Source organism: Nocardia abscessus NBRC 100374 (assembly GCF_000308455.1).
Classification (GTDB): domain Bacteria; phylum Actinomycetota; class Actinomycetes; order Mycobacteriales; family Mycobacteriaceae; genus Nocardia; species Nocardia abscessus.
Map to the genome: position 1 here is coordinate 36,263 of NZ_BAFP01000096.1, position 13,279 is coordinate 49,541.

General features: G+C 68.3%; 10 protein-coding genes, 4 tRNA genes and 1 pseudogene. 3 read left to right on the plus strand and 12 right to left on the minus strand.

The genetic code is table 11. The features are described from left to right. Nucleotides 1-107: 107 nt before the first annotated feature. The 12 genes and pseudogenes from ON19_RS18920 to ON19_RS18975 all read right to left on the minus strand — a co-directional run bounded on the left by ON19_RS18920 (nt 108) and on the right by ON19_RS18975 (nt 12,010). Nucleotides 108-1,151 (minus strand): NUDIX hydrolase, encoded by a 1,044-nt coding sequence (locus tag ON19_RS18920; protein ID WP_043694367.1) that lies wholly within the window; start codon nt 1,149-1,151, stop codon nt 108-110. Continuing rightward, nucleotides 1,151-2,275 carry a glycosyltransferase family 4 protein gene (locus tag ON19_RS18925; RefSeq protein WP_043694280.1) on the minus strand — a complete coding sequence of 375 codons (1,125 nt, stop codon included), beginning with the start codon at nt 2,273-2,275 and terminating at the stop codon, nt 1,151-1,153. The genes ON19_RS18920 and ON19_RS18925 overlap by 1 nt, the downstream gene beginning before the upstream one ends. Next, the gene (locus ON19_RS18930) at nt 2,272-3,240 is read right to left on the minus strand and encodes a phosphatidylinositol mannoside acyltransferase (RefSeq protein ID WP_043694370.1); all 969 of its coding nucleotides are present in this window, start codon (nt 3,238-3,240) and stop codon (nt 2,272-2,274) included. Before ON19_RS18930 ends, ON19_RS18925 begins: the two co-directional genes overlap by 4 nt. Before the next feature lie 88 nt (nt 3,241-3,328). Next, nucleotides 3,329-4,024, minus strand: a complete 696-nt coding sequence (gene pgsA / locus ON19_RS18935; protein WP_043694282.1) for a phosphatidylinositol phosphate synthase — start codon at nt 4,022-4,024, stop codon at nt 3,329-3,331. A 23-nt stretch (nt 4,025-4,047) separates the two neighbouring features. Continuing rightward, nucleotides 4,048-4,647 (minus strand): ATP adenylyltransferase, encoded by a 600-nt coding sequence (locus ON19_RS18940; RefSeq protein ID WP_051169052.1) that lies wholly within the window; start codon nt 4,645-4,647, stop codon nt 4,048-4,050. Beyond that, nucleotides 4,644-6,704, minus strand: a complete 2,061-nt coding sequence (thrS, locus tag ON19_RS18945) for a threonine--tRNA ligase (protein WP_043694380.1) — start codon at nt 6,702-6,704, stop codon at nt 4,644-4,646. Before thrS ends, ON19_RS18940 begins: the two co-directional genes overlap by 4 nt. A gap of 241 nt (nt 6,705-6,945) precedes the next feature. Continuing rightward, the gene (locus ON19_RS18950) at nt 6,946-7,560 is read right to left on the minus strand and encodes a (2Fe-2S)-binding protein (protein ID WP_227954685.1); all 615 of its coding nucleotides are present in this window, start codon (nt 7,558-7,560) and stop codon (nt 6,946-6,948) included. Continuing rightward, nucleotides 7,557-7,988 carry a TIGR02611 family protein gene (locus ON19_RS18955; protein WP_051169053.1) on the minus strand — a complete coding sequence of 144 codons (432 nt, stop codon included), beginning with the start codon at nt 7,986-7,988 and terminating at the stop codon, nt 7,557-7,559. The genes ON19_RS18950 and ON19_RS18955 overlap by 4 nt, the downstream gene beginning before the upstream one ends. A 107-nt stretch (nt 7,989-8,095) precedes the next feature. Next, on the minus strand, nt 8,096-10,345 hold the full coding sequence (locus ON19_RS18960) for a solute carrier family 23 protein (RefSeq protein WP_051169054.1): 2,250 nt from the start codon (nt 10,343-10,345) through the stop codon (nt 8,096-8,098). A 215-nt stretch (nt 10,346-10,560) separates the two neighbouring features. Beyond that, nucleotides 10,561-11,163: a carbonic anhydrase gene (locus ON19_RS44535; RefSeq protein WP_169334196.1), complete on the minus strand. Its 603-nt coding sequence runs from the start codon at nt 11,161-11,163 to the stop codon at nt 10,561-10,563. 143 nt (nt 11,164-11,306) lie between these two features. After that, nucleotides 11,307-11,552: pseudogene (locus ON19_RS44990) on the minus strand (SulP family inorganic anion transporter); the annotation flags it as partial. A gap of 386 nt (nt 11,553-11,938) precedes the next feature. Further along, nucleotides 11,939-12,010, minus strand: a tRNA-Val gene (locus ON19_RS18975). A 397-nt stretch (nt 12,011-12,407) separates the two neighbouring features. Between ON19_RS18975 and ON19_RS18980 the strand changes: the two genes are divergently transcribed. From ON19_RS18980 to ON19_RS18990, 3 genes are all read left to right on the plus strand, one after another. Beyond that, nucleotides 12,408-12,480, plus strand: a tRNA-Gly gene (locus tag ON19_RS18980). A 42-nt stretch (nt 12,481-12,522) separates the two neighbouring features. Continuing rightward, nucleotides 12,523-12,593 (plus strand) — tRNA-Cys (locus ON19_RS18985). A 1-nt stretch (nt 12,594) separates the two neighbouring features. Next, nucleotides 12,595-12,669, plus strand: a tRNA-Val gene (locus tag ON19_RS18990). Nucleotides 12,670-13,279: the final 610 nt, after the last annotated feature.

Here is a 13,279-nt window from a genome sequence, read left to right on the forward strand (position 1 = left end):
GACCACGACGCCGAATCGCATGCGTCCCTGTCAGCACTACCCTCCGGCGCCCTGAATCATCGCGACGCTATCACGATCGTGAAACACATCACACCCGTTCGACCCGGTCAGCGGATGGAGCGGACCTCCGGGTCAGCGGTACCCGACGCCGCCTGGGCCGCTTCGGCGAGCAGCTCGTCCAGGTGATACGGGTAAACGGTTTCACCCGAGCGGTCCAGCGCGACGATGTCGGCCGCGGTGCACCACTTGTTTCCGGTGATGGAGCGCCGCTCGATCACGGTCGGATTCGCCGCCTGCGGTGCGAAACCACGCACCCGCAGTGCGAAGAACAGCTCTTCGGACCGGATCAGGTCACCGTTGAAGGGAAACACCGCGACCCGTCGCCAGAGCGGACCGCGCAGGTCGGCCGGATCCGCGCGGTACCCGGTCTCCTCGTACAGTTCGCGCACCGCCGCCACGCGCAGGCTCTCCCCCGGCTCGACGCCGCCGCCGACGGTGAACCAGAACGACACTTCCGGCGTCTTCGGGTCGTTGCCGCGCATCAGCAGGGTCCGGTCGTTCTCGTCCAAGAGCACGATGCGCGCGGTGGTTCGGATGGTGTCGACCGCGAGGCCGGTGGAGGCCGCCGGGGTGGCACGCTCGGTGATCTCGAAGTACGACGGCAGCGGGGCGGTACCGCCCAGATGAAGGATCCGGACCGGGCGCCGCGTGCGCAGCGCGAGCGTGTCGCGCACCGCGTCGTTGTGGAAACGGCGGGCGATCAGCACCCTTGCCTCGGCGTCGGCCAGTTCGGCGACCAGCTGCGGACGTAGCGTCCCGATGTCGACCGCCGACAGCGCGGAGGACAACCGGTTCTCCACGGTTTCCCGCTCGGCGCGACCGGCGCGCTCGGCCCGGTCCGCCAGCGACGAGAGCTGTCTGGCCTGCTCCGCCAGGGCCGGATCGGAGACCGGCCCGGCGATCGCCATGGCGACCGCCCTGGCCACCACCGCCCGCCGCGCCAGCGCCGCGTCGAGCGCCTGCCAGGACTGGTCGGAGCGCACGTGCAGCCGGTCGAGCCGGTTGGCGGTGGAGTACGCCCACAGACCGACCGCGACGACTACCGCGGCGATCAGCGCGAGGACGAGAACAGTGGTCGCGGAGAAAGTGATCATCCGGCGGCCCGCACTCGCGTGTCACCGATGGTCACCGTCTCGTAGACGCGCAGGATCTGTTCGGCCACCACCGGCCAGTCGTACTCCCCCACCACCTGCGTCGCGGTGTGCACCAGAGCCTCCCTGCGCACCTCGTCGGTGAGCACGGTGTGCAGCGCGGCGGCCAGGGCCGCCGAGTCGCCGACCGGGACCAGCTTGCCCGCCGTACCGTCGCGCAGCACTCGGCGGAAGGCGTCCAGCTCGCTGGCCACGACCGCGGTGCCCGCCGCCATCGCCTCGATCAGGATGATGCCGAAACTCTCCCCGCCCAGGTTGGGCGCGACGTACACGTCCGCGCTCCGCATCGCCGAAGCCTTCTCCTCGTCGGACACCTGGCCGAGGAAGCGCAGATGACCGGACAGCTTGCCCGCTTCCCGGCGCAAGCGGTCCTCGTCGCCGCGGCCGACGATCAGGATCTCGACGTCGGGATGCCTGCGCACCAGATCGGGAAGCGCGCCCAGCAGCACCTCCATGCCCTTGCGCGGCTCGTCGTAGCGTCCGAGGAACAGCACCGTCCCGCCGGGGCGCGGATAGCCGGGCAGCATGGGCGCGCGGGCGAACGCCGGGACGTCCACGCCGTTGGGGATCTCCACCGCGTCCGAGCCCAGCGCCTCGACCTGCCAGCGCCGCGCCAGCTCGGAGACGGCGATGCGGCCTGCGATCTTCTCGTGATACGGCCGCAGCACACCCTGAAAAGTGCTCAGCACCAACGATTTCGTCGTCGAGGTGTGGAAGGTCGCGACGATCGGGCCCTCGGCGATCTTCAGCGCGAGCATGGACAGGCTCGGCGCGTTGGGCTCGTGGATGTGCAGGACGTCGAAATCGTTGCCGTCGATCCAGCGGCGAATTCTGGTGTAGGCCATGGGCCCGAAGGACAGGCGGGCCACCGACCCGTTGTACGGGATGGCCACCGCGCGGCCCGCCGACACCACGAACTCCGGCAGCGGGGTGCCGTCGGACGCGGGCGCGAGCACACTCACCTTGTGCCCGCGTTCGTTGAACACCCGCGCCAGCTCGACGACATGCGCCTGCACCCCGCCGGGGACGTCGAACGAATAGGGGCAGACCATGCCGATCTTCATGGCGATACGTCTCCCTGCTCGGCCGCGAGGCTCGCCTGTGCGGTGGCGATCGAGGCGCGCCGCTGGGGCGAGAGATCGCTCTCCCACAATGGTTGCAGCATGTGCCAATCCGCGGGGTGCTCGGCGATATTCGCCGCGAAGCGGTCCGCCAATGCCTGGGTGGCCGCGGCCACCCCACCGGAAACGTCCAGCGGCGCCTCGGTTTTCAGGCCCCAGTTCTCGCGGCCGTCGGCATCGACCTCGAACCACGCGTGCACCGGGATCAGCGCGGCTCCGGTCTCGACGGCCAGTTTCGCCGCGCCCGCGGGCATCCAGGTGCGCTCACCGAAGAACTGGACGGGGACGCCCTTGCCGGTGAGGTCGCGTTCACCCAACAGGCACACGATCTTGTTCTGCCGCAGGCGCGCCGCCAACTGGACGAACGGCGGTTGCTCGCCACCGGTCAGCGGGAACACCTCGAAGCCGAGGCTCTCCCGGTAGGCGACGAACCGCTCGAACAGCGATTCCGGCTTCAGTCGCTCGGCCACGGTGGAGAATGCCCCGTAGTGCTGCACCAGCCAGACGCCCGCCATATCCCAGTTGCCGGAGTGCGGCAGCACGAGCACCACGCCGCGCCCCTCCGTCAGCGCGGCGTCCAGGTACGGCAACCCGTCGACGAAGTAGTCGATCGTGGAATGGTCCATCGTCGGCAGCCGGAATGCCTCCCGCCAGTACCGCGCGTAGGAGCGCATGCTGGCGCTGATCAGCTCGTCCGGCACGTCGGCGGGAAGGACGCCGAGCACACGCGCCAGGTTGCGCCGCAGCTGATTCGGCGCGCCGCCGGCATGGAACTCCCGGTTGGCGCGACGGGCGGCCCGGTCACCGCCCCACTCGAACAATCGCCTGGCCATCGACTCCGGCAGCGCACGCACCAGCCGCCAGCCTGCCGTGTACCCGGCGGCACCGAGCTGCTCGCCGATATTCATCCGCACTCCCGCGCTGCCGGTCTGCAATTCATCATCACGGATCCCCGGACGCCACCGTCGATCGATCGGCGTCCGGCACCGGGTGAGATCACGACGGAAGTCCCGTGGCGTCGGTGGTTCCCGCGCTCGGGCGCTGCGGCTGCCCGGCCGGGATCACGGTGCGCGCTCCCGGGGAGTTGCGCACGGCCAGCACCCGCTGGACGACGGTGACGATGCTGAGGACGGCGAGGATCCACATGGCCACGTGTACGGCGTAGGTGAGCCACTCGATCCCCCAGTGTCCGCCGATCCCGGTGAACCCGGCGCCCACCAGCACGATGATCAGCCGGTCCGGCCGTTCGATGAGCCCGCCGTCCGCGGACAGCCCGCTGGCCTCGGCGCGCGCCTTGGCGTAGGAGATCACCTGCGAGGTGACCAGGACGACGAGCGTCGCGGCGAACAGCGGCTTGTGCTGCTCGTGGAAGACCGCCCACCAGGCCAGACCGCCGAAGATGGCGCCATCGGCCAGCCGGTCGCAGGTGGCGTCCAGCACCGCGCCGTATTTCGTGCCACCGCCGCGCGCCCTGGCCATGGCGCCGTCGAGCATGTCGAACATGACGAACAGCCAGATCACCATGGTTCCCCAGAACAGGTGTCCGGTCGGGAAGAGCGTGACCGCGGCGACGATGGAGGCGGTGGTGCCGATCAACGTCATGGCGTCGGGAGTCAATCCCGTGCCGACCAGCGCCCGGCCCAGCGGAGCCGTCACTTTGGCGAACGCCTCGCGGCCGAAGAAGCTCAGCACGGCAGATCCGCCCGGTCGCTCATCTACGCCTCCTTCCAGGCCGCCGACAACAGCGCCCTGGTCTCCCGCAGCAGTTGCGGCATCACCTTCGCCCCGCCGATGACGGTGATGAAGTTCGCGTCGCCACCCCAGCGCGGCACGATGTGCTGGTGCAGGTGGTCGGCCAGCGACCCGCCCGCCACCCCGCCCAGATTCAGCCCGACGTTGAACCCGTGCGGCCGGGACACCTTCTTCATCACCCGGATCGCCTGCTGGGTGAAGGCCATCAATTCGGCGCTCTCCGCCTCGGTGAGGTCCTCCAGGTTCGCCACCTTGCGGTACGGCACCACCATCATGTGTCCCGGGTTGTACGGGTACAGGTTGAGCACGGCGTACACCAGCTCGCCGCGGGCGACGACCAGGCCGTCCTCGTCGGACATCTTCGGGATGTCGGTGAAGGGATGGCCGGTCGAATCCTTGGGCTCCGTGGCCGCCTCCGCGATGTAGGACATGCGGTACGGCGTCCACAGCCGCAGCAGCCGATCCGGTTCCCCGGCGCCGGTGTCCACGATGCTGCCCGGCTCGGCCGCAGGCGCGGCCTCGTCCAGATCCGCCAGCCCGTCCGGCACCGTACGCTCGGTCATGCCCCACCCTTGCTCGATCGGATCTCGAAACCGTCGGCCGTCGGCGACGCGTTCTCCCGGTTGGCGAGCCACGCGACGATGGTGGCCACCGCGTCGTCGACCGGGACACCGTTGACCTGGGTGCCGTCGCGGAACCGGAAGCTCACGGCGTTCGCGTTCACGTCGCGCTCACCGGCCAGCAGCATGAACGGCACCTTTTGCGCGGTGTTGTTGAAGATCTTCTTCTGCATGCGGTCGTCGCTGCGGTCCACCTGCGCGCGGACGCCCTCGTCCTGCAACCGCTCGATCACCCGGTCCAGGTGCGGGGCAAAGGCTTCCGCGACCGGGATGCCGACGACCTGCACCGGCGAGAGCCATGCCGGGAACGCGCCCGCGTAGTGCTCGGTGAGCACACCGAAGAATCGCTCGATGGAGCCGAACAGAGCGCGGTGGATCATGACCGGCCGCTGCTTGGTGCCGTCGGACGCGGTGTACTCCAGGTCGAAGCGCTCGGGCAGGTTGAAGTCCAGCTGGATGGTCGACATCTGCCAGGTGCGGCCCAGCGCGTCCTTGGCCTGCACGGAGATCTTCGGGCCGTAGAAGGCGGCGCCGCCGGGATCGGGCACCAGCTCCAGACCGGAGGCCGAGGCGACCTTGGACAAGGTCTCGGTGGCCTCCTCCCAGATCTCCTCGGAACCGACGAACTTCTTCGGGTCCTTGGTGGACAGCTCGAGGTAGAAGTCGTCGAGACCGTAATCCTTCAGCAGATCCAGCACGAACCGCAGCGTGTCGGTCAGCTCGCTGTGCATCTGCTCTTTGGTGCAGTAGATGTGCGCGTCGTCCTGGGTCATGCCGCGCACCCGGGTGAGCCCGTGCACCACGCCGGACTTCTCGTAGCGGTAGACCGAGCCGAACTCGAACAGCCGCAGCGGCAGTTCCCGATACGACCGGCCCCGGGCACGGAAGATCAGATTGTGCATCGGGCAGTTCATCGGCTTGACGTAGTAGTCCTGGCCGGGCTTGCGGACGGTGCCGTCCTCGTTGAACTCGGCGTCCAGGTGCATCGCGGGGAACATGCCGTCGCGGTACCAGTCCAAGTGGCCGGAGACCTCGAACAGGTGCCCCTTGGTGATGTGCGGGGTGTTGACGAACTCGTAGCCCGCCGCCACATGCCTGCGGCGCGAGTACTCCTCCAGCTCCTTGCGGATGATGCCGCCCTTGGGGTGGAACACCGGAAGGCCGGAACCGAGTTCGTCGGGGAAGCTGAACAGATCCAGCTCCAGGCCCAGCTTGCGATGGTCGCGGCGCTCGGCCTCGGCGAGCAGGTGCAGGTGCTCGTCGAGCGCCTCCTGCGATTCCCACGCGGTGCCGTAGACGCGCTGCAGGTCCTCACGGCTCTGGTCACCGCGCCAGTACGCGGCCGAGCTGCGGGTCAGTTTGAAGGCCGGGATGAACTTGGTGGTCGGAATGTGCGGGCCGCGGCACAGGTCGCCCCAGATCTTCTCGCCGGTGCGCGGATCCAGGTTGTCGTAGATGGTCAGCTCCTTGCCGCCGACCTCCATCACCTCCGGGTCGTCGATCCCGGACTTGTCGCTGATCAGTTCCAGCTTGAACGGCTCCCCGGCCAGCTCGACCCTGGCATCCTCGACCTCGACCACCCGGCGGGAGAACCGCTGCGCGCCCTTGACGATCTTCTTCATCCGGGATTCCAGCTTGGCCAGATCCTCCGGGGTGAACGGCCGCTCGACGCGGAAGTCGTAGTAGAACCCGTCCTTGATGTACGGGCCGATGCCGAGCTTGGTCCCGGGGAACTCCTGCTGCACCGCCTGGGCGAGCACATGCGCCGCCGAGTGCCGGATGACGTTGCGGCCGTCGTCGGTGTTCGCCGCCACCGGCTCCACGTCGACGTCGGCGTCCGGAGTCCAGGACAGGTCCTTGAGCTCGCCGTCCACCCGGACGACGACCACGGTCTCCGGCCCCTTGGTGGGCAGTCCCGCCTCGCGCACCGCGGCGCCCGCCGTCGTCCCGGCCGGCACCCGGACGAGGGCGACAGGACTGATAGGGGCTGAGGTGGTCACGGCTGCGCTCTCCTTGGCGTTTCGTGTGCGGGCTTGGTCCCGCTGGACGGTGGCCGATCGCATGTTCGTCCGGCGCGACCATGCTACTGTCCCGCCACTTCGGCCCGCCCCTCCGGGCTTTGGGCCGTACCGGTTCGGTGGCGGGGGATTTGCGTTCAGCTCGCCCGCGACGGCGGTCGAGTTCGGACGTACCCGGCAAGCCACCCGTGGGCGTGCGAATCAGTGGTGACCCGGCAGGTCCTCAGCCCTCGCCGGCCAGGTCGGCGAGCAGCGCCGTTCGTTCGGCGGCCGGCCGTTTCGGGCAACTGGTGCACATCTGGCAGCCGGGCACCTCGAACACCAGACAGCAGGAGATGCGCCGGACGTAGGTGCGTCCGCCGACCTCGACGAAACGCGGAGCCGGGAGCTTGCCGCCGATCTCGGCGGCCAGCCGCGCACCCGCGTCCGGTGATCCGGCGTCCAGCGCACGGTTGCCGATGGCGTCGGCCGCGATCGCCCACAACGCCGGGACACCGGCGCCGGACACCTCGGCTACCGGCGGGATGACGGTCGCCAACGTCTCGCGCAGCGCCGCCGCGCTGCCGACCCGCGGACCGTCGCCGGGCCGGATGCGCACCCGCTCGACACCACCGTCGGGGCGCACCTCGCAGTCCAGCCGGTCCAGCGTGGCTTCGGGGGCGTCCCCGTCTTGCGCGTACGCCCGCGCGATCTGCTCCACCAGAGCGGAGGCGACCATGCACCACCACAGGGTGCCCGCGATGCGCAACGACGTGGTCCCCCAGGAGTGGCCCATCTCCGCGATCCGTGCGGACAACCATTCCGGGTGGGTGAGCGTCCGCCCCGCGACGGTGGTCACCGTTGCAGGGGGCTGCGCAGCCATTCCCATTCGACTCCGATCCAACTACCGACGAGCCCGAAAGTCCCCAAAATCCACAGCGTCGCGACGACCAGCGCGGCGGTGCCGACCGCCGCGGCCGCCTGCGTGACCGGACCCCGCGTGGAGTACCAGGCCATCAGTTGCCGGTACCGGTCCCGCAGCCAGGCCAATGCCGCACGCGCCCATGCGAATTCGGTGGCGAGGATGCCGAGGCCCGCGAATACGATCGCCCAGCCGGGACCGGGATAGGGGATCGCAAGCACACCGACCGCGAGCACAGCGACACCGACCACCGCGACCACGATCCGGTAGACGAGATACAGCGTAGGTCGGCGTCCGAGCCCGGCGCGGAAGGCTCGCCAGCGGGTCGGCCGATCGGCCGAGCTAGTTTCCAGGTCTGCGGTCACGTTCCCAGAGTACGAGCTGTCCGGCACACCGAATTGCGGTCCCGCGCGACCCGACGCGACGATCCCGCCCGGGCGCGTGCCCGGGCGGGATCACCCGTTCCCATTCGTCAGACCAGCTGGGCAGCGGGCTGACGGTCCGCGTCGTCGATGTGCGCGATGCCGTTCTCGGTCACCTCGACGACCCGCGCACTGGCGATGTCGAAGAACAGGCCCGACACCGTGACGCCGCGTTCGGCGACCGCCTTGCGCACCGCCGGGTGCCGGTGCAGCAGCTCGAGCTGCACCGCGACGTTCACCATGGCCAGCTGATCGACCTCGCCGAAGCCCGCCTCCTGCGCCGCACCCGCCACCGGATGGCCGGCGCGGAATTTCGCCAGACTCGGCTGCGCATGGGCGAGCCAGGCGTCCACGCCGGGGACCTGGGCGCCCGTGTGCAACGCCTTCATCGCACCGCAGGAGGAGTGTCCGCAGACCACGATCGAGCGGACGTTCAGCTGTTCGAGTGCGAACACCAGCGCGGCTTCGACCGACGCGTCACCCTCGGCGGGCGCGAGGTTGCCCACGTTGCGCACGGTGAACAGGTCGCCCGGTCCGCTGTTGGTGATGATGTTCGGCACGATCCGCGAGTCCGAGCAGGTCAGGAAGAACGAATCCGGGTCCTGCTTGTCCCGCAGCTCGTCCAGGTGCGGCCGCACGACATGCGCGTGACTGCGGTGGTAGGCGGCGACACCCGCCGCGACCGGGTTCTCGTGGCCCTCGTCGCGACGCCACGGGCCGAGGATGTCGTCCCAGACCGAACGGGCGAAGCTCCGCGCGGGCGGTTTCGCCGTGGCGTGGGCCATCCTGGCCCCGCCGATCTCCACGAAATCGACGCTTCCTCCGGTGTTCACCTGCTGGCGGGCGAACTCCTCGATGGCCTCGAAAGCCGCGTGATCGAGGAAGTCGACCGTCATCTCCACCGTGACGTCGGCTCCCGCGGGGATCTTCGCGAACTGCGCCGACAGCTTCGGCAGCGCGAGGAAGGTGGCCGAGCCGTCGACGGTGATCAGCCAGCGCTGCGTGCCGGGGACCTGTTCGGCCTTGATCGCCGCCCGGACCACCCGCCACAGCAGCAGGCCGAAGGCCAGGCCGAGACCGATGAGCACGCCCTCGAGCAGATTCAGGAACACCACACCGAGCACGGTCACGGCGTAGACCAGCAGGTCACCGGTGCGCCGGGCCAGTTTGATGTGGGCCAGCTTGACCAGCTGGGTACCGATCACGATGAGCAGGCCGGCCAGCGCGGCCTTCGGGATCTGCTCCACCACCGACACGAGAGCCACGGAGAACACCAGCAGCCAGACCCCGTGCAGCACCGCCGAGGCGCGGCTGCGCGCGCCCGCCTGCACGTTGGTGGCGCTGCGCACGATCACGCCGGTGACCGGCAGGCCGCCGAGCAGGCCGGACAGCACGTTCGCCGAACCCTGGCCGATCAGCTCGCGGTCGAAGTCGGTGCGCTTGCCCGAGTGCATCTTGTCCACGGCCACCGCGGACAGCAGGCTCTCCACGCTGGCGATCAGGGCGATGGTGATGATGGCCAGGACCAGACCCGACCAATCGCCGCTGGGCAGCGCGGGCAGGCCGATGGCGTCGAACAGCGAGCCGTTGAGCACGATGCGCTCGGCGTCCAGCGGCAGCACCAGCGACAACACCGTGCCGACGAGTACCGCGACCAACGGACCGGGCACCGCGCGCAGCCTGGCGGGCAGATACTTCCAGCCGACCATGATCGCGATCACGACCGCGCCGATCAACGCGCCGCCACCGTGCAGGGACATCAGCTGCCCGGGCAGCTCGGCGATGTTCCGCCAGGCCGAGCTGTGCGAGGAACCACCGAGCAGCACATGGATCTGTTGCAGGGCGATCGTGATGCCGATACCGGCGAGCATCGCGTGCACGACCACGGGCGCCACGGCGAGTGCCGCTCTGGCCACGCGGCTGAGCCCGAGCAAAATTTGCAGCACTCCGGCCGCGAAGACGATGAAACACGTCGTGCGCCAGCCGAATTGGTCGATCGTCTCGGCGACGACGACGGTGAGGCCCGCGGCAGGGCCGCTCACCTGGAGGACCGAACCGCCGAACGTTCCAGCGACGATACCGCCGATCACGGCGGCGATGAGCCCGGCGGCGACGGGGGCTCCGGAAGCGATCGCGATACCGAGCGAAAGCGGTAGCGCGACAAGGAAAACCACGATGGAAGCGGGTACATCGTGGCGGAGGATATCGGTGAAGCGGTCGGACAACGGTCCGGAACTGCGGCCCGAGCCCGTCTCCGCGGGCAGTGACGGTGGCGGGGCTAAATCTTGATCGATAGCCATGACTCTCCTTCGCCGACTCGGCTGATTCGCCGAGGTCGGTTGACGATCAACATGTCCAGCAGGGCACAAGACCGCGAACCGGCATCTCGCGGTGAAGCAGTCCCGACACAGCGATGAGTCGAGATGTAAACAAGCACAAGTGTATTGGTAAAGACTTAGCAAAGCCTGAGAACTGAGCGAATTGTGTGTTGCGCCCCACCGCCCTCTCGTTGTTATCACCGTGACGCATCGCACAGCACCTGCTCAGACCGGCTCAGCCGCGATCCGGCGCCCTTCGTCGTCGAACTCGCGATGCCGTCGACCATGACCTCGATCACGCGGGCCGTGGCGAGATCGAAGAACAATCCGGACACGGCCACGCCGCGCTCTTCGACTCCCCGTCGCACGGCCGGGTGCGCGTACAGCGTCTCCAGTTGCACCGCGACGTTGACCATGCCCAGCTGGTCCACCGGGCCGAAGCCGGCGACGGCTCCCGGTTGCCCGTGCGCCGCCGCGGTCCGATGACCTGATCGATGACCTACCTGCCGGAAGTGCCCTCGCTGCGGCGGCTCGGCCAACGCTGTGGCCATGCACGCGCTGCCGAGTTCGGCGAATTCCACCGTGCCGCCGCTGGATTCGCGCTCACGAGCCCAGTCGGTGATGAACTCATAGGAAGCGTGATCGAGGAAGTCGACGGTCATCTCGACGGTCACGTCGGCGCCCGCGGGGACCTCGGCCAGTTCCGCGGTCAGTTTCGGCAAGGCGAGGAAGGTGCAGGCGCCGTCGATGGTGACCACCCATCGGCGCGAGCCGGGCACGGGCGCGGCGACGATCGTCACGCGCACCACCGCCACAGCAGCAGCGCGAACGCGAGCACCAGCCCGATCAGCATGCCCTGCAACAGGTTCAGGAACACCACGCCCAGCACCGTCGCCAGATAGACGTACACTTCACCGGCCCTTCCGGCCAGCTGGATTGCGGCCCAGCCGAAGTGCCGCAGGCTCTCGGCGACCACTACGGTGTGGCTCGCCGTGGGCCCGCCGACCTGGATCGCGGAGCCGCCGAGCAGTCCGGCCACCACGCCGCCGACGACGGCCGCGATCAGGCCAGCGGCCACCGAAGCGCCGGATGCCACCGCTACGCCGAGCGAAAGCGGCAGGGCGACAAGGAAAACCACGATCGAGGCGGGCAGATCGGCACGGGCGATTCCGGTCGGGCGACCGGCCATGTCCGCGCGCGGCGACGTCCGTGGAACGGAATCGGTGTCGGTGGACATATTTTCTCCTTCGCCGGGACACTGGCCCCGGTTCATCGGTCAAACATGTTCTTGGCATCGAAGTCGAGCGGCGTGCGAAGCTCGGGCCGCCCATCCGTGGGCGGAAGCGCGACCCGTGACGCAAGGTCGTAATGATAGTAAAGACTTCGCAAAGCGTGTGGAAAGGGTTCGGGTCGGGAAGAGGGCAACCGCTACCATAATGTGACTCAAGTCACAGTGCAACAAAGAGATGATCCGACAGGCCGCGGACCGGGCGGCGCCAGGAACCCAACGGTTCAGATCTACTCGAAGAGAAAAGAAGACCGGGCAGAATCTGCACCGGTCTCGTACTGTGTGGGTGGTCCCAGCTGGGATCGAACCAGCGACCTTCCGCGTGTGAGGCGGACGCTCTCCCGCTGAGCTATGAGACCTGAATTGGTTCCGGCGGCTCGGGGTGCCCTCCGGACGAGACGAAACATTAGCACGCGCCACCGGCGGTTCACCAAATCGCCATCCGGGCAGGGACGGTTCGACGGGCCGAGCATGCGCCAGGCGGCCTTCCGGCCGCGAGTCCGGGGTCTGTGCGATCGAGCCCATGGATAGGAGCTGAACGACCGCGGAGCACGGCCGCCGAACGAGCGCCCCGAGCCTGCCGATGGACGACAAAAGCCTCTACTCCCCCAGGCACCACATCCGCCACCACTGTCACATCGCGGCACTTCGCCGATTTCCACCGTTCTACCAGCGGATTTGTGCCTTTTACCGGGCGTCCGCTAATGTTCTGTCTCGCACCACGGAGGCCGGAAACGAGCTCCGGGGAGGCAGAATGCGGATGTAGCGCAGCTGGTAGCGCATCACCTTGCCAAGGTGAGGGTCGCGGGTTCGAATCCCGTCATCCGCTCGAGAGGTAGGGCCAGGCAACATACGCCGTCCCCCTTCGCACGGTGGAGTGGCCGAGTGGTGAGGCAACGGCCTGCAAAGCCGTGCACACGGGTTCGATTCCCGTCTCCACCTCGCGCGATTAGCTCAGCGGGAGAGCGCTTCCCTGACACGGAAGAGGTCACTGGTTCAATCCCAGTATCGCGCACCACCGTCTCACCAGGTCAGAGGCATTTTCTGAGGAAACTCGGAAGGTGCCTCTCCTGCTTTTCAGTCTCCGAACACACACTCAGCACACACGAGGGTGAGTAACTGCGGAGAACTCGCCTATGCGCAGACCGGTGTAGGCCATGAACCGAATCGCGAGCCCGTCCGGCGACGGCGCGACAGTCGGGATGATCGGCGCCCGTCGTTGTCGTGTTCGACGGCGAGTTCAGCGGCACGGTCGCGCCGACCCGCTTGGGGTCGTCGTCCGCAAGCTGTAGAGGTAGTCCGCGGCAGCGGCGAGCCGCGCAACCTCGGCGTGCGAGAGATTGTGCATTCTTCTTCCTCGATCTTCGGCAACTCGACGTAGCAGGGTTCGCGCGCGTCCGGCCGTCGCACCGCTAGGTGCAGCACTCCGGCGAGAACCTGGTAGCCACCGTGCACGGTGGCCGGGGCAATCTTCGGCGTAATGTCGCCGACCCACTTCACGACGCCCGTGCGAGTGCTGCCCACTTCCTCACTCCCCCAATACTTCCCACTTCAGTCGTCGTAGTCGGACGGCCAGAAGATCATTGCGGCGATGACGGCCAGCGGGAGCGCGATCACGAACACGAGAG